The 24,128-nt window shown below is 31.1% G+C and carries 23 protein-coding genes; 15 read left to right on the top strand and 8 right to left on the bottom strand.

Translation table 11 applies throughout. The features are described 5' to 3' along the window. Window positions 1-11: 11 nt before the first annotated feature. Window positions 12-479: a DinB family protein gene (locus H1R17_RS13175; RefSeq protein ID WP_163430850.1), complete on the bottom strand. Its 468-nt coding sequence runs from the start codon at window positions 477-479 to the stop codon at window positions 12-14. Window positions 480-558: 79 nt separating this feature from the next. Next, entirely contained in the window at window positions 559-1,734 is a 1,176-nt protein-coding gene (locus H1R17_RS13170) for a VWA domain-containing protein (RefSeq protein WP_163430851.1), read from the bottom strand. A 143-nt stretch (window positions 1,735-1,877) separates the two neighbouring features. Between H1R17_RS13170 and H1R17_RS13165 the strand changes: the two genes are divergently transcribed. Genes H1R17_RS13165 through H1R17_RS13155 form a run of 3 tightly spaced genes read left to right on the top strand, consistent with a single transcriptional unit; the run spans window position 1,878 to window position 5,363 of the window. Next, on the top strand, window positions 1,878-3,692 hold the full coding sequence (locus H1R17_RS13165; RefSeq protein WP_163430852.1) for a histidine kinase: 1,815 nt from the start codon (window positions 1,878-1,880) through the stop codon (window positions 3,690-3,692). Then, window positions 3,670-4,422, top strand: a complete 753-nt coding sequence (locus H1R17_RS13160; protein ID WP_163430853.1) for a LytTR family DNA-binding domain-containing protein — start codon at window positions 3,670-3,672, stop codon at window positions 4,420-4,422. Before H1R17_RS13165 ends, H1R17_RS13160 begins: the two co-directional genes overlap by 23 nt. Before the next feature lie 47 nt (window positions 4,423-4,469). Beyond that, window positions 4,470-5,363 carry a lysophospholipid acyltransferase family protein gene (locus H1R17_RS13155; protein ID WP_163430854.1) on the top strand — a complete coding sequence of 298 codons (894 nt, stop codon included), beginning with the start codon at window positions 4,470-4,472 and terminating at the stop codon, window positions 5,361-5,363. 24 nt (window positions 5,364-5,387) lie between these two features. On the opposite strand, the gene H1R17_RS13150 is transcribed toward H1R17_RS13155, so the two are convergent. After that, the gene (locus H1R17_RS13150) at window positions 5,388-6,149 is read right to left on the bottom strand and encodes an META domain-containing protein (RefSeq protein WP_163430855.1); all 762 of its coding nucleotides are present in this window, start codon (window positions 6,147-6,149) and stop codon (window positions 5,388-5,390) included. A 78-nt stretch (window positions 6,150-6,227) separates the two neighbouring features. On the opposite strand from H1R17_RS13150, the gene H1R17_RS13145 reads away from it, so the two are divergent. Continuing rightward, window positions 6,228-7,919: an acyl-CoA synthetase gene (locus H1R17_RS13145; protein WP_163430856.1), complete on the top strand. Its 1,692-nt coding sequence runs from the start codon at window positions 6,228-6,230 to the stop codon at window positions 7,917-7,919. 31 nt (window positions 7,920-7,950) lie between these two features. On the opposite strand, the gene fabG is transcribed toward H1R17_RS13145, so the two are convergent. From fabG to H1R17_RS13120, 5 genes are all read right to left on the bottom strand, one after another. Beyond that, entirely contained in the window at window positions 7,951-8,697 is a 747-nt protein-coding gene (gene fabG, locus H1R17_RS13140; RefSeq protein WP_163430857.1) for a 3-oxoacyl-[acyl-carrier-protein] reductase, read from the bottom strand. Window positions 8,698-8,735: 38 nt separating this feature from the next. Next, a complete protein-coding gene (locus H1R17_RS13135; RefSeq protein WP_163430858.1) occupies window positions 8,736-10,025 on the bottom strand; it encodes a Na+/H+ antiporter NhaC family protein in 1,290 nt (429 codons plus the stop codon). A 416-nt stretch (window positions 10,026-10,441) separates the two neighbouring features. Further along, window positions 10,442-11,335, bottom strand: coding sequence for a transporter (locus H1R17_RS13130; protein WP_163430859.1), 894 nt, complete (start codon window positions 11,333-11,335; stop codon window positions 10,442-10,444). Then, window positions 11,332-12,000, bottom strand: coding sequence for a spermidine synthase (locus tag H1R17_RS13125; RefSeq protein WP_163430860.1), 669 nt, complete (start codon window positions 11,998-12,000; stop codon window positions 11,332-11,334). Before H1R17_RS13125 ends, H1R17_RS13130 begins: the two co-directional genes overlap by 4 nt. After that, window positions 11,997-12,458: a helix-turn-helix transcriptional regulator gene (locus H1R17_RS13120; RefSeq protein WP_163430861.1), complete on the bottom strand. Its 462-nt coding sequence runs from the start codon at window positions 12,456-12,458 to the stop codon at window positions 11,997-11,999. The genes H1R17_RS13125 and H1R17_RS13120 overlap by 4 nt, the downstream gene beginning before the upstream one ends. A 304-nt stretch (window positions 12,459-12,762) precedes the next feature. On the opposite strand from H1R17_RS13120, the gene H1R17_RS13115 reads away from it, so the two are divergent. The 11 genes from H1R17_RS13115 (at window position 12,763) to H1R17_RS13065 (ending at window position 24,126) form a co-directional block, all read left to right on the top strand. After that, window positions 12,763-13,857, top strand: a complete 1,095-nt coding sequence (locus H1R17_RS13115) for a M14 family zinc carboxypeptidase (RefSeq protein ID WP_163430862.1) — start codon at window positions 12,763-12,765, stop codon at window positions 13,855-13,857. A gap of 135 nt (window positions 13,858-13,992) precedes the next feature. Next, window positions 13,993-14,472 (top strand): Lrp/AsnC family transcriptional regulator, encoded by a 480-nt coding sequence (locus H1R17_RS13110; RefSeq protein WP_163430863.1) that lies wholly within the window; start codon window positions 13,993-13,995, stop codon window positions 14,470-14,472. A 54-nt stretch (window positions 14,473-14,526) separates the two neighbouring features. Then, window positions 14,527-15,513 carry a metal-dependent hydrolase gene (locus H1R17_RS13105; RefSeq protein ID WP_163430864.1) on the top strand — a complete coding sequence of 329 codons (987 nt, stop codon included), beginning with the start codon at window positions 14,527-14,529 and terminating at the stop codon, window positions 15,511-15,513. A gap of 89 nt (window positions 15,514-15,602) precedes the next feature. After that, window positions 15,603-16,367: a peroxide stress protein YaaA gene (gene yaaA / locus H1R17_RS13100; protein ID WP_163430865.1), complete on the top strand. Its 765-nt coding sequence runs from the start codon at window positions 15,603-15,605 to the stop codon at window positions 16,365-16,367. Window positions 16,368-16,531: 164 nt separating this feature from the next. After that, window positions 16,532-18,028, top strand: a complete 1,497-nt coding sequence (gene hutH, locus H1R17_RS13095) for a histidine ammonia-lyase (RefSeq protein ID WP_163430866.1) — start codon at window positions 16,532-16,534, stop codon at window positions 18,026-18,028. Window positions 18,029-18,115: 87 nt separating this feature from the next. Beyond that, window positions 18,116-19,360 (top strand): HD domain-containing protein, encoded by a 1,245-nt coding sequence (locus H1R17_RS13090; protein ID WP_163430867.1) that lies wholly within the window; start codon window positions 18,116-18,118, stop codon window positions 19,358-19,360. A gap of 14 nt (window positions 19,361-19,374) precedes the next feature. Beyond that, window positions 19,375-20,403: a UDP-3-O-(3-hydroxymyristoyl)glucosamine N-acyltransferase gene (gene lpxD / locus H1R17_RS13085; protein ID WP_163430868.1), complete on the top strand. Its 1,029-nt coding sequence runs from the start codon at window positions 19,375-19,377 to the stop codon at window positions 20,401-20,403. A 12-nt stretch (window positions 20,404-20,415) separates the two neighbouring features. Beyond that, the gene (locus tag H1R17_RS13080; protein ID WP_163430869.1) at window positions 20,416-21,804 is read left to right on the top strand and encodes a bifunctional UDP-3-O-[3-hydroxymyristoyl] N-acetylglucosamine deacetylase/3-hydroxyacyl-ACP dehydratase; all 1,389 of its coding nucleotides are present in this window, start codon (window positions 20,416-20,418) and stop codon (window positions 21,802-21,804) included. Between the two features lie 19 nt (window positions 21,805-21,823). Further along, window positions 21,824-22,609, top strand: coding sequence for an acyl-ACP--UDP-N-acetylglucosamine O-acyltransferase (gene lpxA, locus H1R17_RS13075; protein WP_163430870.1), 786 nt, complete (start codon window positions 21,824-21,826; stop codon window positions 22,607-22,609). A 30-nt stretch (window positions 22,610-22,639) separates the two neighbouring features. Then, entirely contained in the window at window positions 22,640-23,206 is a 567-nt protein-coding gene (gene efp / locus H1R17_RS13070) for an elongation factor P (RefSeq protein ID WP_163430871.1), read from the top strand. An 8-nt stretch (window positions 23,207-23,214) separates the two neighbouring features. After that, window positions 23,215-24,126 (top strand): UDP-3-O-(3-hydroxymyristoyl)glucosamine N-acyltransferase, encoded by a 912-nt coding sequence (locus H1R17_RS13065; protein WP_163430872.1) that lies wholly within the window; start codon window positions 23,215-23,217, stop codon window positions 24,124-24,126. The last annotated feature ends 2 nt before the right edge of the window (window positions 24,127-24,128 follow it).

Here is a 24,128-nt window from a genome sequence, read left to right as displayed (position 1 = left end):
GCTCTCTTTTTTTAACGTTCCCAGAAAAAAGGTGGTTCAATATTTAAACTTCTTAAATAAACGTAACCTTGGGCGCGGTGATGTATTTCGTTGTCAATAAAATACAAAATGTTTTCAATGATAGGGAATTTGTATTCTCCAAATAAATTGAAATCTTCTTTAAAGCGTGCTTCCGAAATTTGCATAAACAGTTCGTTTATTTGCGGCGTAGCCTCATCCCAAGCTTGTAATAAAGTTGCTTTAGTTGTGTAAGGTAATGTGTGATTATAACCTTCGGTAGAATCATTTACAATGCCTTGTAAACCAGGAACAGCAATAGAAAGTAATTCTTTTACCATATCTGCAAACGAACGCATTCCGCCAATACTGTAATTAAAAAGTTCGTTTTCTGGAAATTTTTCAATAACCTTACGCGTTAAATTTCTGTGACCTTGCCAAGCTTTTAAAAGTTCTTCGTTTGTTAAAATGTTTGCTTTCATACTCAATAATTTTAAATGATTTATTTTTCTACATTCAAAATTAGTATGGAGAATTGACAACTGTTTGTCACACTATAATTTATTTTTCAACTTTATAATTATATTTCGAAGCAACTTCTAAAATAGACGATGTTATGGCAGCAGCTAAATCATCACCTTCGTCTTTGTTGCTGTTTTCTTCAATGTAAACGGCACGTTTTTTTGCAACAATTTCAATTTCTTTTTGAATATCAGTACGTTGTTTATCCGTTTCTGTCAACTTTGCTTTTAATTGCTCTTTCGATAAGTTTTTAAACTCGCTTGGTAATTCGTCTTGTTTTACTTTATCAGCAAAAGTAGCATCCTTTTTATAAGCATCAACCATATCCCAACTTTCGTTTTTATATGCTGCTTTCGATTTTGTAACGGCGCGTTCTGCATAAATAGCTTTGTTCATACTACCCGCGTTAGAATCTTGCACCAATTGGTTGGCTTTTTTTGATGTACCTAAACTACCGTAACCGTAATAAGTATCATTTAATTTTTTGTTTAATCGGTCAATATCAGCGTCATAAGGTGTTTCAATGTATCTAATGGTTCTATTTTGATCAATATTAAAATATTTTCCTTCGCCTTTTTTAGCACCCGCTTGCCATAGTTCACTAATACCTGTTTGGCGATCACCACAATAAATAGTATTGATGAAAATTTGTTTAGAAACAGCAGATGAAATAGCTTCGATGTAATTGGTTGATCCTTGATTAAAACCTTCATTTCCTGCAATATAAATCAATTTCATGGAACTTTTTTTAGCATCCCACTCTAATTGCGTTAACGATTTTTTAATGACCGCACCACAATATTCTTGACCTCCATTTGTGCGTAAAGCAAACAATTTTTCTGAAAGTAAGTCTAAATCGGTTGTAAATTTTGATACTTGTCTAATATAATCGTCTTTTTCGCTTAAACCGTCATTTCCATATTCATATAACGATATCTCTAAAACTGGTGTTTTTCCTTCGTGTTTTAAGGTTGATAAAGTATTCACAATATTCCATAATCGAGCTTTTGCCTGATCAATTAAACCATCCATACTACTTGAGGTATCTAACAACAAAGCAACCTGAATTTTAGTGTTTTCGTTGTTTTCTGTAGTTGTTACAATGTTTTTTGGTTCGTTATTAGCTTCCTTGTTATTAGCGTAAATTATGCTTACTAAAGTTATACTAGCCAATAAAATAATACGCGCCGATGCTTTTACTAAATTCGTTTTCATAATATTTGTATTTAAGATTCAGTACGAATGTATTCTGAAAAATTAGCTTTTTTAATCAAACTTGGTCAACTGCCTTTTTCACTTGGTAAAATAAATTGTGGTTTAAAATATATTGGTTTTCTTTGTGTTATAAATTATCGTTAATGCGTACTATTTTTAGTTTTTGGTTTATAATGGTTTGTTGTACTATTAGTTATAGTCAACAAGATCCTAAAAGTAAATCGGGTAGTACTTCAAAAATAAGCAGTCTTAAAAAGGCAGAAAAAGCTATTAAAGAAGATAACCCAACAGAAGTTGCCTTACAGTATGTAAATTTGGGTAACCAACACGCTGTATCTAAACAATATGCGGTATCAAATACGTATTATCAACGTGCATTAACTATTTATAAAGAGTTAAAAGACGATGGAAAACAAGCCGATGTTTTACGACGTATAGCGATGAATAATGAGGCTTTAAATAAGTTTTCAACGGCGTCATCTTACTATTCTCAGGCTCAAGAAAAATCGACTAATGTTAGTGATAAACAATTGAATTCAAATGATTTAAATCGAGTTCAAAACAATACCAATTTAAGCAGACAAACCGAGTTGTTAGATGATAATATCAGAATTTTAGAGCAAAACAACAACACAAAAGAAGTAGCCAAAAGCTATGAACAACGTGCAAAAGTAGCGCTTGCTAAAAAGGATACCTTGGCAGCTATTTCCGATTTAAAAAATGCAGTTAAAAAAACCGAAAATGAAACTTTAAAGGTAGATGCAACTGCAAAATTGGCTACACTTTATGCAGCTTCTGATAGTTTACAAAAAGCAATTCATATTATTGAAGAAAGTAGTAAAAAGGCATATGAATCAAAAGATTGGGATGGATATTTTAGTCTGCAACAAAAATTAGTCGATTTTTACTTTAAAGAGAACGAAGAACAAAAAGCTATAGAAACTTTAGAGAAATCTTTAAATAAAGCGTATGAATTAGCTAATACAAAGTGGGTGGCAACCTTAAACAATTCATTGTATAATTACTATGTAAAAGTTGGAGATAATGCAAAAGCCAACCAATATGCCCATGAATTTATGCAACGTGTTTGGAATTTGGTAAATAATGACAGTTTATTAATGCAAAATAAGTTGTTTGATGAAATTTCGCAACGCGTAACTTTGTTAGAAAAGGAAAAAGAAACGCAAACACTTTTGTATCAAAACTCAAAAAAATTCAATATTATTTTAGTGGTTTTGTTAATAGGATTATCAGCTGCCGTTTTCGCTATTTTTCTCACATTAAAGCGTTTAAAAAAGAAAAACTTACAAGTGCAATTACAATCGTTACGCAGAGAAATGAACCCACATTTTGTGTTTAATTCGTTGAACAGTGTTAATCAGTTTATTGCATTAAACGATGAAATTGCAGCTAATAATTACCTTACAAAATATGCTACGCTTATGCGAAATGTAATGAATGCTTCAAACAAAGATTTTGTTACTTTGCAAGATGAAAAAGAAACGTTAAAACATTACATATCATTAGAACACTTGCGCTTTGAACATCAGTTTGATTACCAATTAAATATTGATTCAAATTTAGATAACACTCAAACAATTGTTCCTAATATGTTGTTGCAGCCTTTTATAGAAAATGCTATTTGGCACGGCTTGCGCTATAAAAAAGAGAAAGGTTTGTTGGTTGTTTCCATTGCGCTTAATGAAAATAGAATAGAAGCTGTAATTAAGGACAATGGCATAGGAGTAGAGGCAAGCAAGGCTATTAAAACCAAGCATCAACAAACGTATGAATCACGTGGTATTAAAAATACAATGGAGCGTATAGAAACCTTGAATAAATTGTATGGTTGTGCAATAGTTTATACTACAGAATCCTTAACTAAGGATGCAAATTCGGGTACAAAAGTGATTATTTCTTGGAAAAATATTGATTATGATGTGGCAGCAAAAAATTAAAACCATTATTATTGAAGATGAAATGGCTGCGCAAAAGGCATTGCAAACGTATCTTCAAAAATATTGCCCGCAAGTTGAAGTTGTGGGTACCGCCTTTAATGGTACCGATGGTATTGATTTAATAAAAAACACCCAACCGCAATTGGTTTTTTTAGATGTTGAAATGCCTTTTGCTAACGCTTTTGATGTGTTAGATGTCTGTAAAGAGCTTCATTTTCAGACCATTTTTGTAACTGCTTTTACACAATACGCTATTCAGGCATTAAATATTAGCGCTGCGTATTATTTATTAAAGCCCTTAAATATTGAAGAATTAATTGTTGCTGTAAATAAAGTTACAGAAAACATACAAAAAGAAACGTATTTTAATCACAACCAAATGGTTATGCATAATTTACATCATTCAACTGAACAACAACAACTTGTTCTACCTACTTTAGAAGGTTTTGATGTAGTGGTGGTAAAAGATGTAATGCGCCTAAAAGGCAACGGCAATTTTACCAATGTATATACAACCAACGGTAAAGAATTTATGGTTTGTAGGTTTTTAAAACATTTTGAAGAATTGTTGCCAGCGCAATTTATACGCGTTCATAAGTCGCATATTGTAAACAAACAATTTATAAAGTCATACCATAAAGGTTCTGGAGGTTTTGTTACGCTGATCAATGAAACAGAAATCGAAGTTTCGGCAAGTTATAAAGATTCGCTGTTAAAACATTTTAAATAATTCTTGTTAATGCATAGATAGCCTTATCTTTGCAAAAAATTTCTTCAATGAAATATCTTTTATTTATCATTATATATTCCATTTTGTGGTGCATTTCTGTATTGCCCTTTTCGGTGTTGTATTTTTTATCAAACATCGTTTATTTCTTGGTTTATAAAGTGATAAAATACCGAGTAAAAACGGTTCGATACAATTTGGCATTAACTTTTCCGCATTTAAGCGATATCGAACGAAAAAATATTGAAAAAGATTTTTACCAACATTTGTGCGATTTGTTTTTGGAAATGATTAAAACCATAACTATTTCGAAAGAAGAATTAGATAAGCGTTTTGTTTTTAAAAATGTTGAGTTAATAAAAGCTTACGAGCAGAAAGAAAAAAGCATTATTTTAATGTTGCCTCATTACGGAAATTGGGAATGGGTAATAAGTTTAGGAAAACATTTAGATTTTAAAGGTTTTGGTGTTTACAAAGCTTTAAAAAACAAGTATTTCGATAAATTGTTCCGTGATATACGTTCTCGTTTTAATGCCGAATTGGTAAATACACATCAAACAGCAGGTGTAATTCGTGAAAATCAATCCAAAAAACTATACGGAGTCTATTTATTTTTAAGCGACCAAACGCCTTTGCTTAGAGAAAATTTACATTGGGAGCCTTTTATGGGGGTTGAAGTACCTATACACATGGGTGCCGAAGTTTTAGCTCGAAAATTAAATATGAATATACTGTATTTAAAGGTTGATAAAGTAAAACGTGGGCATTATGAAGCTACGTTTTCTGAAATTACAGATGATATTAAAAATGAGCCTAAATACAAACCAACCCGCGTATTTTTAGATAAAGTAGAAGCACAAATTAAAGAAGCCCCAGCTTATTATTTCTGGACACACAAACGTTGGAAACATAAAGACGAGAAAGATCATTTTAAAACAAAATAAAAAATCGGTTGTAAAACCGATTTTTTATTTTTTAGCAAATTTCATTATCAATTCATTGTTTGCAAAAAGTTGTAATTCATTATCCACTACTTTATAAGAGGTAACAACATTCAAAGCTTTCAGAAAATCAGCCTCCATGTTTTCGTGTACGCACATCATTCTGGTTGCTGCAACGTTTTGGAATTTCATGGTTTCCGAAGTAAGAACTACAGCTCCCTTAATTCCATTGCAACTTGCATTTCCTGAAAACTGAAAATCATCACCATCAAACAATAAATAAGGTGTTTTTAAGTATTTGTTTTCTAAAATATCAACGCCTTTAAATTGATTAAGCTCCCATTTACCTAATAATTTTTTAGAAATAATAAATTCTCCGCAACCACTTAAATTGTCATTTAAGTTTTTTCCATTTATTTTTACTACAACTTTATAATCAAAACTATTCTCAGACATTCCATCAGAACAATTACCGGGACTTAAAACAATCGAAATTTCATTGTTTTTATTCACTCCTTTTATAGTTTGTGTAGCGTTACTTTTGTCAATTGCATTAGAAATAGTAAATACTTCATTAACTCCTTCTGTATTTTTGTAAACAATAAAGTCGTCATTTAACAGAATATCCCAAAAAGGTTCTGCACCCAAAGCTCTAAAATAAGGATCAAAATTTTTATCATCGTATTTCTTTTGTACACTTTCTGTATTTTCTGTTACAGTTTGCTTTGTTTTACAAGATGTAACCCCCAACAATAAAAGGGTAAAACTTGCCCATAAAAATGCTTTCATAACTATAATTTTTATATAAAATTACAAAAAAGCTCTTGTTTTTTCTGTAAATTACGATTGAAATTAATACCATACAGAATGAAAAAGTATTTTGAAGAAGTTTCAAACATTATAAAATCAGGGAATTTTGAAGATTTAAAAAACATAAAAATTGAAAAACCAACTTATTTTAATTGGGTAACCGAAGTTTTTGAAGGTATTCATCTTAAAAAAAATCCTAATAAAACAGCGCTTTTATGGACAGACGGAAACACTACGCAAGAATTTTCTTTTTTAGATTTAAGCAAGAAAACCAATCAATTAGTCAATTTTTTACGAAATAAAAATGTAGCACAACATGATATCATTTTAACACAGTTAATGCTACAACCTATCAATTGGTTTGGCACTTTGGCTACTATTAAAGGTGGTTTTCAAATGATTCCTACAGCCACAATAATGGGACCTCAAGATTTGGCTTTTCGTTTTAATAAAACCTTGCCTAAAGTAATTATTTCGGATGCAGATAACGCTCATAAAACCGAAGAAGCTGAGAAAATTTGTGATACCATTATTCCTGTAAAAATTATTTGCGAAGGTACACGTGAAGGATGGTTTTCGTTAGAAGATATTTTTAAAGAAAGTGATGTTGCCCTTGCTGCCGAAACTAAAAGTAACGATACCTTGTTTATGTTTTTTACATCGGGTACCACAGGAATGCCTAAAATTGTGTGCCATACCCACTTTTCACATCCCGTAGGTCATTTAACTACAACTACTTGGATTGGTTTACAAGAAAATGATATTCACTATAATATATCGCAACCAGGTTGGGCAAAGTTTGCTTGGAGTAGCTTTTTTAGTCCGTGGAATGTTGGCGCAACTATTTTTGCGTACCATACAACCAATCGTTTTGTTGCATCAACCACATTAAAATTACTTGAAAAGCATAAAATTACCACTTTATGTGCGCCACCTACAGTTTTGAGATTGTTAATTCAGGAAGATTTAAAACAATATCAATTTTCGTTAAAACAATGTGTAGCGGCTGGTGAACCGTTGAATCCTGAAATTATTGAAGAATGGAAAAAAGGAACCGGAATTACCATTCGCGATGGATTTGGGCAAACCGAAAGTACTTGTTTGGTAGCGAATTTGCCTCATCAAACCATAAAATTTGGATCAATGGGTTTACCTACTTTTTTATATGATGTTGTAATTGCTAACGATGAAGGCGACATTTTAAAGGCTGATGAAGAAGGCAATATCTGTATAAAAATGGAAAAAGATGATGCCAACGGAATTTTTAAAGGCTATTTGTTCGATAAAGTAAAAGAAGCGCAAGTTTTTAGAAACGGATTGTATTTTACTGGAGATAAGGCTTATAAAGATGCCGATGGTTATATTTGGTTTATTGGTAGAGATGATGATGTGATAAAAGCATCGGATTATAGAATTGGACCTTTTGAAGTAGAAAGCGTTTTATTAGAACACGATGCTGTTTTAGAATCGGCAGTTGTAGGATCGCCGCATCCCATAAAAGGATTTGAAGTGAAAGCTTTTGTTATTTTAGCCGAAAATATAACACCTTCAGAACAATTGGCAATTGATTTATTTAAGTACAGTAGAGAACATTTGGCGCCTTACAAAATACCAAGAATCATAGAATTTGTTACAGAATTGCCTAAAACCATAAGTGGTAAAATTCGTAGGGTAGAACTAAGAGCAAAAGAAGCCGAGAATAAGGCAAAAAAAGTGAAAGGTTTGCACGAATTCTTTTACAGTAAATAAAAAAGACCTTGAAAAAGGTCTTTTTTATAAATTATGTTAACATACCGCCATCTACATTAATAACTTGGCCAGTTATGTACGTTGCTAAATCTGAAGCTAAAAATACACACGCATTTGCAATATCTTCTGGAGTACCACCACGTTTTAACGGAATTGCATCAGCCCATCCTTTTACAACATCTTCGCCTAATTTAGCAGTCATTTCAGTTTCAATAAAACCAGGAGCCACCACATTACAACGAATGTTTCTTGAACCTAATTCTAAGGCAACCGATTTTGAAAAACCAATAATTCCTGCTTTAGAAGCGGCATAGTTTGCCTGACCTGCATTTCCTTTTACACCCACAACAGAACTCATATTAATAATAACACCGTTTCTGTTTTTTAGCATTGTTTTTTGTACCGCTTTTGTCATATTAAAAACCGATTTTAAATTTACGTCCATAACGTTATCAAAATCAGCTTCAGACATACGCATTAAAAGATTATCCTTTGTAATACCTGCGTTGTTTATAAGTATATCAACTGTTCCAAATTTTTCAAGAACCTGATCTACTAAGGTTTGCGCTTCATTAAAATCAGCTGCATTTGATTTGTATGATTTTGATTGAACACCCAATGCATTTAGTTCGTTTTCTAAAGCAATAGCTGCTTCTTCTGAAGAACTATAAGTAAAAGCAACATTGGCACCTTGTTTTGCATAAGTTAAGGCAATTCCTCTTCCAATTCCACGGGTTGCACCTGTAATGATAGCTGTTTTTCCTTCTAATAATTTCATGAAATATTTTTTAGTAGATTTAAGGCAAATATAATTATTTAAACTGTTTTTGCTAGTTGTTTATCGTTCTTATTCATAAAAAAGACCAAATAAAAGATACTAATTAGTAATAAAACAATTAAATAGTAGCTTTTTGAAACTAATTGCGTAAAACTTATTTTTTGATTGATTAACGTTAACAAAATTAAAACTTGGGCTCCGTACGGAATTAATCCTTGTGTAATGCAACTAAAAATATCTAAAAAAGAAGCTATTCTGACTTTTTCAAGATGAAATCGTTCTGAAATTTGTTTCGCAATAGGTCCGCAAATTAATAAAGCAATTGTATTATTGGCAACAGCCATATTAATAAAAACAATCATAATTAAAATAGAGGCTATGGCAACAGATTTATTTTGATTTTTTGATATTAATTCAATGATTGCTTCAAAACCTTTGTTCTTTTCAATTAAATATGCCAAACCACCAATTAAAAGAGATAATAATGCAATTTCAAAAGTAGACTGCATTCCTTCAAACATTAATTTTGAAAGCGCTAAGAATTCAATTCCTTGAAATACAGCTATAAAAAGCGCTAATAAACAACTTAAAGTTAGTACAATTAATACGTGTAGATTACATAATGCCAAGATAATAATGGCAACATAAGGTAAAATAACCCAAAAATTATGGGTAACATTGTTGTGTATGTTTGCGCTAAAATCGGGTTGATTTAAATAAATAAGAACGCATGTTATTAATGAGGCTGTTAAAGCTATAAGTCCGTTAGCCTTGAATTTATCTAACATACGAACGCCCATAGTTTGTGTAGCTGCAATGGTAGTATCAGAAATAATGGATAAATTATCACCAAACATTGCACCGCCTAATAAACATCCCGAAAACAAGGCTAAAGCTTCGGTATTTCCGTTTGCTAAACCAGGAAGCAAGGGAGCAAGTGTAACAATGGTACCGACCGAAGTTCCTAAAGCAAAGGATATTAAACACGAAACAATAAAAATAGCTATGAATAGGATAGAAGGAGTTACGTGATTTAAAATTAAAGCGACAAGATAATCAACACTCCCAATTTCTTTTGTGATGTAACTAAAAACGCCCGACAAAAAAAAGATAAAACACATAGTTAGTATTTTATCATTGCTGGCTCCTTTTAAAACATAATCAATATTTTTATTGATGGAATCTTTAAAATAAACAACTGCGAAAATAATAGCTCCAAAAGCAATTATTACGGGTGAAACTGCATAAAAATCGTTGTAATAAACGCCAAAACCTAAGTATATCCCGAAAAATAGAAATAAAGGAAGGAATTTCTTTAAAATTTTCATTTAATTTTTTGATGCAAAGATAGGTGTTTTGGTTTGTTTTTAGATTTTTTTTCGTTTAGTGTTTTTTGAAAAGATGTTTTTTAGAATTAAAATCTAATAAATGACAATTTTAAACTTTGTTTTTCTTTTAATGCTATCATTTCTATAGATTATTAATTCATTAGAATCAGAATTTTTAGTTATTATATCACCGACTTTTATTTGAGAAGGACTATAAAAAGTATGATGTATTGATAATTCTTGCCCTTCTTTATTATAATAGTAACATCTAAACGATTTACTTTCAACAACTTTACTAACTTCAAAATTAATTTTTCTTTTGAATTGCCTTTCTTTAGAATAATTGCTATAGATAGAACTAACCAAAAAGGTAGTACCTAAAAAAAGTAATAAGAATATGATTCGCCTTTTTAAAATCATAACTCCATAGGATCCTTAAACTGAAATTTTTTCATATTTCGCCAAGAAAGACCCATTCCAGCTTGAATTTTATGAGGTTGGTTATTTATGCTTGTACCTGCAAAACCATCAATTTGTAGGTTTGGGTTTATTTTAAAAGTTAATCCTCCTTTTATTGAAGCTTCTTTCTCAAAAGGAATCGTAATATTATCGTACTTACGATCAATAATACCCTGATGTTCGCCAAAAATACTCCATCTGTCGCTTAAGCCTAAAGAAGCTGTTACAATATAGCTAATGTTTCTAAACTCATTTTCGGTAACATTTTCTCCAATAAAGTTATAGGTAATACTAAAGCGCTTACTTAAATGTTGTTGCGCTATAATCATAGCTTTTAAACTTGTTTCTGGTAAATTAGGATAGTAAATGTTGTGTTTAGTGTTAAATTGTGCACCTGCATATAAGGCAACGGCCGGTATTAAGCGTTTCCATTTAAAACGCTGATTGGCTTTCCAACTGTATACGTTTCGTTTTTCAACGTAATATTTATAATGATCGTAAATCATGTATTTTACACCAAAATTTAATTGTTTAAAACCTGATTCTGATGTGGTAATATCGTTTAATTCTTGATTGTAACTTGTAAAATGTAAATCGGCAATGAATTCCATTTGCTCGGTTATTTCACCATAACGCGCCTGAACATTAAAGTTATTATGCGTATTGATTTTATCAGCATTAAACTCATCATTCTGATACATATAACCACCTTCTAATTGAAAAATACCTTTACTAACGCTGTACGCACCCATAGAAGAACTTGGGCGGTTGGTATTAATTTCTTGAGTGTATTGCGCTTGCGAAAAATAAGAAATACAAAAGCTAAAGGCTAAAATGAAATACTTTTTCATATAATTTTTTGTGCTATAATTAAATGATTGTGACCGTATAAATTTTTAAATGATTGTATAGTAAAGTATGTTTTTAGTAAATGTATCAATTTTTGATTTCTTATATTATGTAAATCGTCTAAAATAAAAGTGTTAAAAATAACACTTCCGTTTTTATGCAAACTGTTATTAATGTTTTGTATAAACGATTGTTGAAAGACAAAATCAGGAATGGTAGCATCAAAAAACAAATCAACAATAATTAAATGATATGTGTTTGTACTGTATTTAAGGAATAATTCAGCATCTTGATTTACGATATTAACATTACTGAACGATAAAATATCAAATTCGTTTACGGCAATTTCAATTACAACAGGATCAATTTCTAATGCTGTAATGGTAGCTTTTGATTTAAAATCATTTCTTAATTGTTTTACCGCATCGCCGCCACCTAAGCCTAAAATCAAAATTTCGTTTGATGCTTCTTTAAAAGGCGTTGTTACTTTTTGCATTCCTTTCTTAAGAACTTCTCCTAGATTTCCGTATGAATAATTAGTATTAGTGGTATCTAATATTTTTTTGCCGTTTAGCCAATTTATTTCTAATGTACCGTTGTAAGCCGATTCATATTTTTTTTGATTGATAACTCTTAAATAGCTCAAATATTTTTTTACAAAATTCATTCGTCTGTAAATCTTTTAAAACTGCCATCGGTATAAAAAATAACAATGGCTTCAATTTTTTTGTTTAATGGTGTAGGGGAAGATATAATGTTTTTATCAATTTCGGTATTTTCTAATAAATTATTTTCAATAGGAACAAAAGTGTCTTTTTGAGGTTCATTTTTTACTTCTTCAAAAATTATTTTTTCTTCAAATACATCATTTCTTTTTTCGATAAATGGTTCTTCAATTACAGCTTTTTCATTTGCTAAAAAAGGACCTTTTCCATAAATCAACCATTCTAAATTTAAGGATGGAAAGTGGGTATGGAGCTTTGTTATAAACTCCAAACTAGGATTATTTCTTTCGGAAATTAAATGAGAAATAGTAGCTTTTGGTACTAAAATTTTGTCAGCTAATTCAGTTGTACCTAAATTAAAATGACTCATTATTTGTTGTAATTGAACTGAAAATTTCATAGAAAACGTAATTAAAGCAGTAAATATACTACATTTTACATTTGTAAACAAGTAATGATTTACATTTGTAAATAAAATAAATATATTAAACTTTAAATAGAAGTAAGTTAACATAATGTATTGATTAATAAATAAACACATGTATAATAATTTAATAAAATTAGATATCTATTTACTGTTTACAAATGTGAATTTACATTTGTAAACAGTAGTTTTGCCCATTTATAATGTTGCAATAATAAAGTGATTACTTTTTAAGCAAATTATTTTTTATGGTTGTACATTTGAAAAAAAATAATGCATAATGTTATCAAAATTAAATAACAATAGAGTTTCAAATATTTCAAAACGTTACATAACTAATAATCATTTAAAACCTTTTTTGGATGCGTTAAATCCTAAAGTATTTTCGATTACAGAAGTTGGAAAAAGCGTACAAGAAAAACCTATTTATAAGTTAGATTTTGGCACCGGATTGTTTAAAGTTTTGTTATGGTCACAAATGCATGGCAATGAAGCAACCACAACAAAAGCTGTTTTAGATTTTTTGAATGAAGTAAACAAAGGTGCTTTTCCTGAATTGTTAAACTATTTTTCGTTTACTTTTATTCCTATACTTAACCCAGATGGAGCTGAAGCGTATACTAGAGTAAATGCAAATGCAGTTGATTTAAACCGAGATTCTGAGCAATTAACACAACCAGAGTCAATAATTTTAAGAGCGGTTTTTGAAGATGTAAAGCCTCATTTGGCGTTAAACATGCACGATCAACGTACTATTTTTTCAGCAGGAGCTATTAATGAACCAGCAACTATTTCCTTTTTAGCGCCATCGTTCAACGAAAGTAGAGCTGTTAATGAAACGCGTTTAGTTGCTATGCAGCTTATAGCCTCGTTAAACAAGTATTTACAACTCATTATTCCTAATAAAGTAGGCAGATTTGATGATTCGTTCAATATAAACTGCATTGGCGATATGTTTACTTACTTAAATGTGCCAACTATTTTGTTTGAAGCAGGACATTATCCTAACGATTACGAAAGAGAAATTTCACGCGATGTAGTGTATATAAGTTTGGTGAAATTGTTTGAGAATATAATTAGTAAAAGCTATGAAGAATTTTCAGAAAGCGACTATCAAAAAATTCCCGAAAACGAGAAAAATTTTGTTGATGTAATTATTGAGAATTTTACAACAAGCGATGAAAATTTAAAAAAATATTCAAAATTGCCGCTTCAAATGAAGGAGATTTTAAATAATTCTCAAATTTCTTTTCAAGCCGTTTTAGATTTTAATTCGGCGCCAAATTTTAAATTTGGGCATATGGTATTAAACATCAATGGATTAGAGGTTAACTCTGAATCTGACTACCAAAAAATCATTAATAATTTTCTTTAATTATTAAATTATTAGCCGTAAGATGTTAATGCTTTGCTAAAAACTGAAAAAAAATTAATGATTACAGTATTATTTTCAATAATTCGTTGTATTTTTGCTTACGATTTAAATTAAAAAATTCATAAAAATTGTTATATGAGTAAGTTTCGATTAGATGAGATTGATCATCAGATACTGGATATGCTGATCGATAATACGCGAGTTCCATTTACAGACATTGCTAAGAAATTATTAATATCAGCAGGTACGGTTCATGTTCGTGTTAAAAAAATGGAAGATGCTGGAATCATTCAAGGTTCTTCTTTAACGTTAGATTACGAAAAATTAGGCTACTCTTTTATTGCTTATATTGGTATTTTCTTACATAATACATCTCAAACTAAATTTGTTTTAGAGCGTATTAATGAAATTCCGTTTGTAACTGTTGCGCACGTTACTACAGGTAAATTTAATGTTTTCTGTAAAGTTCGCGCTAGAGATACACGTCATGCAAAAGAAGTTATTTTCATGATTGATGATATTGAAGGAGTTTACAGAACTGAATCAATGATTTCTTTAGAAGAAAGCATTAACGATAAAAAACGTTTAATGCATACTATTTTTAAAGATTTATAATAAAATATATTTATTGTACTTTTGAACTGCTCACGAAAAATGAGCAGTTTTTTTATGGATTCAATTACGCAAATAGTTTTAGGAATTGCTGTTGCACATGTGTGTTTAGATACAAAAGTAGGGTGGAAGAAAACCGTTGCACTTGGTGCAATTGTTGCTACTTTACCAGATTTAGATATTTATGTAGCTAAGTTTTTTCAAGATCCTTTAACAGAAATTGAAATTCATAGAGGATTATCTCATTCTATACTCTTTTTTGTTTTTTTAAGTGCTTTTATAAGCTATTTAATTAAGCGTTTTTTTAAAGAAATTCACTTTTTTAAGCTATATATTACCGTTTTTTTGATATTGTTAACGCATTCTTTACTAGATGTTTTTACAACTTGGGGCACACAGCTATTTTGGCCTTATAATGAGAAGTTTGCTTTAAAATCGGTTTTTGTTGTTGATGTTTTTTATACCATTCCATTGCTTATTTTTGTTGTTTTAGGATTAAAAAAGCATAGTAAAAAAAATACTTATATAGGTCTTATTGTCAGTTCTTTATATTTAATTTGGGGGTTAATTGCGCAAAACAATATTAAGAATAAAGCAATGCTTGATTTTAAAAACCAATACAATGAAAATGTTTTGAAAACAACGGTAAAACCTACTTTTTCAAATAGTGTTTTATGGAATGTTATTATTGAAACATCTGATGGGTTTTATCTTTCTGATCGTTCTTTGTTTGAAGAACAAAAAATGAAATTTCAATATTTCCCTCGAAACGAAGCGTTCATTCAAAACTTAGCTGATGAAAATATCAATCGATTAAAAGCAATTACAGAAAATCAATATACAATTACAAAAAATGAAAAAGGCTTGGTTTTTAATGATTTACGATTTGGTTTGTTAAAAAACGATGCTAATGATATTCAATTTGCTTTTTCGTACCAATTAATTCCGACTAAAAATGGATTTAAAGTTGAAGAAATACCCAAAAGCAAACGAGATGGTGTTCAATTGCTAAAAAATATTTGGACACGAATTTTTAATCAATAATCAAATACTATTTCAAAATAGTTAAATAAAATCATACCTTAAAAATTGCAAACATAACAACTTGTAACTTTGACTTAAATTAAAAAAGAATGAAAATACTTATATCACCAGCTAAATCTTTAGATTTTACTACAAAAACACCCATTTTAGAGCATACAAAACCTGTTTTTGCAACAAAAAGCAAGTTGGTTCATAAAGAATTAAAAAAACTAAAACCAAAAGAGTTGGGCTCTTTAATGCATATTTCTGAAGCTTTGTCTGATTTAAACTGGACAAGAAATCAAAGTCGTAAATACAAATTAACAGATTTAAATGAAAATGTGCGTCAGGCTATTTATGCTTTTAACGGCGATGTTTATTTAGGTTTAGATGCTTACACTTTAACAAGTGAAAAAATAGATTATTTGCAAAATCATTTGGGTATTTTGTCTGGATTATATGGTATTTTAAGACCTTTGGATGCTATTGAGGCTTATAGGTTAGAAATGGGAACCAAATTACCTATTGAAGAATCAAAAGATTTATACGGTTTTTGGCAAGAAATGATTACAAACTATCTAAATAAACAACTTAAAAAGAACGATGTGCTAATTAACTTAGCAAGTACTGAGTATTTTTCGGTTGTAAATAAAAAAGAAATAAAAGCAAAAATAATTACACCTGAGTTTAAAGATTATAAAAACGGTGAACTAAAAATGATTAGTTTTTTTGCTAAAAAAGCACGTGGGTTAATGGTGCGTTACATGGCAGACAATGCAATTGAAAATGCCGAAGATTTAAAAATGTTCAATGTAGAAGGTTATCAGTTTGACGCTTCTTTATCTACAGAAACAAAATGGATTTTTACTAGGTAAAACTTTAAAAAGTCATGTTTAAACTAATTGAGGTTTACGCAGCAAATGATTTACAATTTTAATAGCGGTTCAGTTTTGAATCGCTTTTTTAATAATATAAACTTAAAAAATTTTGATATGTAAATTACTTTCAGGAATTTTGACAATCTATTAAAATAAAAATCATGACAAACACCTATTATATTAGTAATAGTACTTTAAATTTAGAAGAATTTCAACAGATATTAGAAAATAAAACTAAGGTTGCTTTATCAGAAGAAGCCATTGCAAATATTAATAAATGTCGCGAGTATTTAGATAACAAAATGCAAAGCGAAACCAATCCTATTTATGGTATCAATACCGGTTTTGGATCTTTATGTAATGTAAAAATTTCGAACGAAGATTTAACAACTTTACAAGAAAACTTAATGAAATCGCATGCTTGTGGTACTGGTGAAGAAGTGCCGCATGAAATTGTAAAAATCATGCTTTTGTTGAAAATCAAATCGTTAAGTTACGGAAATTCAGGTGTACAGCTTCAAACCGTTGAGCGCTTGGTAGATTTTTACAATAACAATATTTTGCCAGTTGTTTACAATCAAGGTTCTTTAGGAGCTTCTGGCGATTTGTCTCCATTGGCGCATTTGTGTTTGCCTTTAATAGGTGAGGGCGAAGTAATAATGAACGGCAAGCGCATTACTGCAAAAGAAATGCTTTCTGAGATGAATTGGGAAATGATTACCTTAAAATCTAAAGAAGGCTTGGCTTTGTTAAACGGTACACAGTTTATGAGTTCTTACGGAATTTACATTCTGTTAAAAACTAGAAAATTAAGTTATTTGGCTGATGTTATTAGTGCTGTTTCTTTAGAAGGGTTTGATGGACGTATTGAGCCGTTTAATAAATTAATTCACTTGGCACGTCCACATAAAGGACAAATCACTACCGCAGAATTTATGTCGAATATTTTACAAGGTAGTGCTTTAATCAATCAAGCTAAAGAGCATGTACAAGATCCGTATTCATTTAGATGTATTCCGCAGGTGCATGGCGCTTCTAAAGATACAATTGAATATGTAGAAAAAGTTTTTAAAACAGAAATTAATTCGGTTACCGATAATCCAAATATTTTTGTTGATGAAGATATCATTGTTTCGGGTGGTAATTTTCATGGGCAAACACTTGCATTAGCATTTGATTTCTTAGGTATTGCTTTGGCAGAGTTAGGAAGTATTTCAGAACGTAGAACGTATCAATTAATATCAGGATTACGAGGTTTACCTCCATTTTTGGTAAATAATCCAGGTTTAAATTCTGGGTTTATGATACCGCAGTATACCGCGGCAAGTATTGTAAGTCAAAACAAACAATTGGCAACGCCTGCTAGTGTTGATAGTATTGTGTCAAGTAACGGACAAGAAGATCATGTGAGTATGGGGGCAAATGCAGCAACTAAAACATTACGAATTATTGATAATTTAGAACGCATTTTGGCAATTGAATTGTTTAACGCTTCACAAGCATTAGAATTCCGTAGACCATTAAAATCAAGCGACTTTATTGAGCGTTTTGTAACAGCTTATCGCGCAGAAGTTCCTGTGGTTGCAGAAGATCGTATTTTGCATTACGATATCAAAAAAAGCATACAGTTTTTATCAAATTATCAAATAGAAGCTTAATTACATAAAAATGCACTTTCAATTAGTTGAAAGTGCATTTTTCTTTTTGTAAAATACGTATCTTTGCGCGTTATTTAACTTGAAGTTTTGACAACAGAAAACAAACTAAAAATTCTTAACGACCCTATTTATGGTTTTATAACCATACCTTCTACTTTTTTGTACGATTTAATTGAGCATCCTTATTTTCAAAGGTTGCGAAGAATCAAGCAAATGGGGTTATCTTCTTTAGTATATCCAGGAGCAGAGCATACGCGTTTTCATCACGCTTTAGGTTGCATGCACATGATGCAAAAAGCCATACAAGTATTACGCTCAAAAGAGGTTGCTATTTCAAAAGAAGAAGAAGAAGCGGTTTACATTGCTATTTTATTGCACGATATTGGTCACGGACCTTTTTCTCATGCTATGGAACATAGTATTGTAGAGGATATTCAGCACGAAGAAATTTCTTTATTGTTTATGAATGCTTTAAATGAGGAATTTCAAGGCAAGTTGTCATTAGCAATCCAAATTTTTACAGGAGATTACCATCGCAAGTTTTTAATTCAATTGATTTCTTCTCAAATGGATATGGATCGAATGGATTATTTAAAACGCGATAGTTTTTACAGTGGTGTTGCAGAAGGAAACATCAATTCAGAACGATTGATACAAATGATAAATGTACACAATGATTTATTGGTTGTAGAAGAAAAAGGTATTTATTCTGTTGAAAAGTTCTTAGTTGCACGCCGTTTAATGTATTGGCAATGCTATTTACATAAAACAAGTGTTGGTGCAGAATTGTTGTTGTCTAAAATATTAAAAAGAGCAAAGCAATTAACTTTAGAAGGTGTTCATTTACCAGCAAGCGATTCTTTAAAATATTTTCTTAAAAATTCCGTTTCTAAAGAAACATTTAATGCAGATGCATTGCTTCATTTTTCGTTGTTAGATGATGCCGATATTATTACCGCATTAAAGAATTGGCAGTTTCATAATGATGAAGTGTTATCGTATTTAAGTAGTGCTATTGTTAACAGAAAATTGTTTCATGTAAAGTTAGTTTCTAAAGCTGATTTTAACTCAGAATTAAACACTTACAAAACATTATGTAAAGATTCACTTCATGTAGGTGAAAGTAGTTTAGATTACTTTGTTTTTGGTGATAAACTAAAAAATCAGGCTTATGATTTAAAAGCAGAGCCTATTAGAATCTTTACAAAAAGTAAAGAAATTATTGATGTACTAGATGCGTCAGACCAGTACAATTTAAAGGCTTTATCAGAGCCTGTTTATAAATACTTTATATGCTATCCAAAAAGCCTTTATAAAGTTGATAAAATTTAATATTTTTGTAGTTAATGAAAATAACAGCAGAGCAAATAGCAAAAGTTTTAGAAGGAACCGTTGTAGGTAATCCTTCTATCGAAGTATTTAAGCTTGCTAAAATAGAAGATGGTGATACAGGAGCGGTTACTTTTTTAGCCAATCCAAAGTATAATCATTTTATATATACCACAAAGGCATCTATTGTAATTGTTAATAAAACGTTTGAGCCTTTGCACGATGTTGCCGCTACAATGATTCAAGTAGAAGATTCTTACAAAGCGTTTACCACTTTGTTAGAATACGCAAATCAAATTAAGTTGATGAAATCGGGTATAGAGCAACCTTCTGTCATTTCAGAAGGTGTAATTTATGGCGATGATTTATACTTAGGTAGCTTTTCATATATTGGAAAAAACACAAAAATTGGAAAAAACGTTAAGATATATCCTAACTCTTTTATTGGCGATAATGTAGTTATTGGTGATAATTCAGTGCTTTTTGCAGGAGTTCGTGTGTATTCAGAAACCGTTTTAGGAAAAAATTGTGTTATTCATTCAGGTTCTATCATTGGATCTGATGGTTTTGGTTTTGCACCTAATACAGACGGAACATACACTAAAATCCCTCAAATTGGCAATGTAATAATTGAAGACGATGTAGAAATTGGCTCGTGTACAACCATTGACCGTGCTACATTAGGCTCAACTATCATTAAAAAAGGCGTTAAGTTAGACAATCAAATACAAATTGCGCACAACGTAGAAATAGGTGAGAACACAGTAATAGCATCTCAAACGGGTATTGCAGGTTCTGCCAAAGTAGGTAAAAACTGTGTAATTGGTGGGCAAGTAGGTATTGTAGGGCACATTGTTATTGGTGATAATGTACGCATACAAGCGCAAACAGGTGTAGGTAAAAGTATTAAAGATGGTGAGGTTATTCAAGGTTCACCTTCAATGCCTTACAACGATTTTTCTAAATCGTATGTTTATTTCAGAAAATTACCTAATATTGTTCAGGAATTAGAAAATTTAAAAAAATTAAGTAAAGATAATATATAAGTTAAAAAAGTTATGGTTAAACAAAAAACCATCGTACAAGATGTAACTATTAAAGGAGTAGGTTTGCACACAGGGCAACAAGTTGTAATGACTTTTAAACCTGCACCTATTAATAATGGTTTTACTTTTGTTCGAGTTGATTTACCGGGCAATCCTGTTATCGAAGCTGATGCAACTTATGTTGTATCAACAGAACGTGGTACAAATTTAGAACACAAAGGGGTACAATTACATACTACAGAACATGTTTTAGCTGCTTTTGTAGGATGTGATTTAGATAATGTTATTATTGAGTTAAATGCCTCAGAACCACCTATTATGGATGGATCATCTAAATATTTTGTTGAGGCTGTTGAAAATGCTGGTATTGTAGAGCAAGATGCAGAGCGTAACGAGTATATTGTGAAGGAAGTTATTTCATACATTGATGAAAGAACAGGAAGCGAAATAATTGTAATGCCTGCAGATGAATACCAAGTAACTACAATGGTTGATTTTGGTACTAAAGTGTTAGGTACACAAAATGCTACTTTAAAAAACATGGGCGATTTTAAATCTGAAATTTCAGAAGCTAGAACATTTAGTTTTTTGCATGAAATTGAAACTTTATTAGCACATGGTTTAATTAAAGGCGGCGATTTAAACAACGCTATTGTTTATGTTGATAAAGAAATTTCAGACGAAACGTTAAAGAATTTACAAGTAGCCTTTGGAAAAGATAATATTTCGGTAAAACCAAATGGTATTTTAGACAACCTTACATTGCATTATCCAAATGAGGCTGCACGTCATAAATTATTAGATGTTGTTGGCGATTTGGCTTTAATTGGTACCCGTATTCGTGGTAAAGTAATTGCAAATAAACCAGGCCATTTTGTAAATACGCAATTTGCAAAGAAAATGTCGAAAATTATCAAAGCAGAGCGTAGAAATCAAATTCCAACGTTTGATTTGCATAAAGAGCCTTTAATGGATATCACTAAAATTATGGCTATGTTACCGCATAGATTTCCAATGCTTTTAGTTGATAAAATTATGGAGTTAAGTAGTTCGCACGTTGTAGGTATGAAAAATGTTACCATGAACGAAGAGTTTTTTCAAGGACATTTTCCGAGTGCACCTGTAATGCCAGGCGTATTAATTGTTGAAGCTATGGCGCAAACAGGTGGTATTTTAGCATTAAGTACTGTACCAGATCCTGAAAATTATCTGACTTATTTCATGAAGATCGATAATGTTCGATTTAAACAACAAGTATTACCTGGTGACACTTTAATTTTTAAATTAGATCTTATCAGTCCAATTCGTAGAGGAATTTGTCACATGCAAGCAGTAGCGTATGCAAATGGTAAAATTGCTACCGAAGCCGAATTAATGGCGCAAATAGTAAAAGCAAAATAGTAATTAATAGCATATAAAAATGAATCAACCTTTAGCATACGTTCATCCAGGAGCAAAAATAGCTAAGAATGTGGTGATTGAACCTTTTTCAACCATTCATAACAACGTGGAAATTGGCGAAGGAACTTGGATAGGATCTAACGTTACCATTATGGAAGGCGCAAGAATAGGTAAAAATTGTACTATTTTTCCAGGAGCTGTAATTTCTGCAGTTCCGCAAGATTTAAAGTTTGGTGGCGAAGAATCTATTGCAAAAATTGGCGATAATACTACAATTCGTGAGTGTGTTACTATTAATCGTGGTACAGCTGCATCAGGACAAACCGTAGTAGGAAACAACTGTCTAATTATGGCTTATGCACACGTTGCACATGATTGTGTTGTGGGTAATAATGTAGTTATTGCAAACAGCGTTGCACTAGCGGGGCACGTAACGGTTGGTAATTTTGCTGTTATTGGAGGTTTGGCTGCAGTGCATCAATTTATTACTATTGGTGATCATTCCATGATTTCGGGTGGATCTTTAGTTCGTAAAGATGTACCTCCGTTTACAAAAGCAGCTAAAGAACCATTATCATATATTGGTATTAATTCTGTAGGATTGAGAAGAAGAGGTTTTTCATCAGACAAAATTCGTGAAATTCAAGATATTTACAGAACCTTATACCAAAAGAATTACAATAATTCGCAGGCATTAGATATCATTGAGGCTGAGATGGAAGCAACTCCAGAGCGCGATGAAATTATTCATTTTGTTCGCAATTCTTCTAGAGGTATCATGAAAGGATACACAGGAGTTTATTAATAAATAAAAACAATAACTATATAAAAAATTATGGCAAGTACATCAGATATTAGAAACGGTTTATGTATTAAATTTAATAACGATATTTATAAAATTGTTGAGTTTTTACACGTAAAACCTGGAAAAGGACCAGCTTTTGTAAGAACAAAAATGAAAAGTTTAACTTCGGGTAAAACGTTAGATAATACTTTTTCTGCAGGTCACAAAATTGATGTTGTTAGAGTTGAAACGCATACTTTTCAGTATTTATACAATGAAGGTAGCGATTATCATTTCATGAACAATGAAACATTTGAACAAATTACATTAGAAAAAAACATCTTAGATGCACCAGAATTGTTAAAAGAAGGTACCAATGTAATGGTTCAAATCAATACAGAAACCGAAGCTCCTTTATCTGTAGATATGCCTGCTTCTATTGTATTAGAAGTTACATACAGTGAGCCAGGTGTTAAAGGTAACACAGCAACAAATGCTACTAAACCTGCAACAGTTGAAACAGGTGCTCAAATCAACGTGCCTTTGTTTATTAACGAAGGTGATAAAATTAAAATCGATACCGCTACAGGAAGTTACATAGAGCGTATTAAAGAATAATTGTATAAATGAGGTTTCCTAAAACATATACAGTAGAACAAATTGCAGAGATTATTGGATGTACCTTTGTTGGCGCACCCAATTTCCCTGTTTTAGGAATGAACGAAATTCACGTAGTACAACAAGGTGAAATCGTTTTTGTAGATCATCCTAAGTATTATGATAAAGCGTTAAATTCTAATGCAACCATTATTTTAATTAATAAAGATGTTGCATGTCCAGAAGGTAAGGCTTTATTGATATCTGATGATCCTTTTAGAGATTTCAATAAATTGTCCGTATATTTCCGTCCGTTTCAAGCAGCTCATCAAAATATTGCAGAAACAGCTCAAATAGGCGAGGGTACCATTATTCAGCCAAATGCTTTTGTAGGAAATCATGTAAAAATCGGAAAAAATTGTATTATTCATGCAAATGTGGTTATTAACGATCATATTACTATTGGCGATAATGTAATTATTCACGCAGGAACAGTTTTAGGAGCCGATGCTTTTTATTTTAAAAAGCGTGCAGAATATTTTGATCCTTTGGTTTCTTGCGGTTCTGTAGTTATTGAAAACGATGTTACGCTTGGCGCTTTATGTACTATTGATAGAGGTGTTACTGGCGATACAACCATTAAAAAAGGAACCAAAATAGACAATCAAGTGCACATAGGTCATGATACCGTTATTGGCGAAATGTGTTTAATTGCAGCACAATGCGGTATAGCAGGTTGTGTGGTAATTGAAGATCATGTAACTTTATGGGGGCAAGCAGGTACAACAAGTGGCATTACTATTGGTAAAGGAGCTGTTATTTCTGCTAAAGCGGGTGTTTCTAAAAGTTTAAAAGGTGATGCTGTATATTTTGGTGTGCCAGCTGAAGATGCTCGTGAATATTACAAACATGTAGCAAAAATTAAAAATTTAGTAAAATAAAT

It is taken from the genome of Flavobacterium sp. xlx-214 (assembly GCF_013874595.1).
Lineage (GTDB): Bacteria > Bacteroidota > Bacteroidia > Flavobacteriales > Flavobacteriaceae > Flavobacterium.
The sequence above is the reverse complement of the archived record's forward strand: the minus strand, read 5'-3'. Positions and strand labels throughout refer to the sequence as shown.

Coding starts and splice junctions, on each gene's coding strand:
- H1R17_RS13175 (WP_163430850.1), bottom strand. CDS start 479: ATGAAAGCAAACATTTTAACAAACGAAGAACTTTTAAAAGCTTGGCAA.
- H1R17_RS13170 (WP_163430851.1), bottom strand. CDS start 1,734: ATGAAAACGAATTTAGTAAAAGCATCGGCGCGTATTATTTTATTGGCT.
- H1R17_RS13165 (WP_163430852.1), top strand. CDS start 1,878: ATGCGTACTATTTTTAGTTTTTGGTTTATAATGGTTTGTTGTACTATT.
- H1R17_RS13160 (WP_163430853.1), top strand. CDS start 3,670: ATGATGTGGCAGCAAAAAATTAAAACCATTATTATTGAAGATGAAATG.
- H1R17_RS13155 (WP_163430854.1), top strand. CDS start 4,470: ATGAAATATCTTTTATTTATCATTATATATTCCATTTTGTGGTGCATT.
- H1R17_RS13150 (WP_163430855.1), bottom strand. CDS start 6,149: ATGAAAGCATTTTTATGGGCAAGTTTTACCCTTTTATTGTTGGGGGTT.
- H1R17_RS13145 (WP_163430856.1), top strand. CDS start 6,228: ATGAAAAAGTATTTTGAAGAAGTTTCAAACATTATAAAATCAGGGAAT.
- fabG (WP_163430857.1), bottom strand. CDS start 8,697: ATGAAATTATTAGAAGGAAAAACAGCTATCATTACAGGTGCAACCCGT.
- H1R17_RS13135 (WP_163430858.1), bottom strand. CDS start 10,025: ATGAAAATTTTAAAGAAATTCCTTCCTTTATTTCTATTTTTCGGGATA.
- H1R17_RS13130 (WP_163430859.1), bottom strand. CDS start 11,335: ATGAAAAAGTATTTCATTTTAGCCTTTAGCTTTTGTATTTCTTATTTT.
- H1R17_RS13125 (WP_163430860.1), bottom strand. CDS start 12,000: ATGAATTTTGTAAAAAAATATTTGAGCTATTTAAGAGTTATCAATCAA.
- H1R17_RS13120 (WP_163430861.1), bottom strand. CDS start 12,458: ATGAAATTTTCAGTTCAATTACAACAAATAATGAGTCATTTTAATTTA.
- H1R17_RS13115 (WP_163430862.1), top strand. CDS start 12,763: ATGTTATCAAAATTAAATAACAATAGAGTTTCAAATATTTCAAAACGT.
- H1R17_RS13110 (WP_163430863.1), top strand. CDS start 13,993: ATGAGTAAGTTTCGATTAGATGAGATTGATCATCAGATACTGGATATG.
- H1R17_RS13105 (WP_163430864.1), top strand. CDS start 14,527: ATGGATTCAATTACGCAAATAGTTTTAGGAATTGCTGTTGCACATGTG.
- yaaA (WP_163430865.1), top strand. CDS start 15,603: ATGAAAATACTTATATCACCAGCTAAATCTTTAGATTTTACTACAAAA.
- hutH (WP_163430866.1), top strand. CDS start 16,532: ATGACAAACACCTATTATATTAGTAATAGTACTTTAAATTTAGAAGAA.
- lpxD (WP_163430868.1), top strand. CDS start 19,375: ATGAAAATAACAGCAGAGCAAATAGCAAAAGTTTTAGAAGGAACCGTT.
- H1R17_RS13080 (WP_163430869.1), top strand. CDS start 20,416: ATGGTTAAACAAAAAACCATCGTACAAGATGTAACTATTAAAGGAGTA.
- lpxA (WP_163430870.1), top strand. CDS start 21,824: ATGAATCAACCTTTAGCATACGTTCATCCAGGAGCAAAAATAGCTAAG.
- efp (WP_163430871.1), top strand. CDS start 22,640: ATGGCAAGTACATCAGATATTAGAAACGGTTTATGTATTAAATTTAAT.
- H1R17_RS13065 (WP_163430872.1), top strand. CDS start 23,215: ATGAGGTTTCCTAAAACATATACAGTAGAACAAATTGCAGAGATTATT.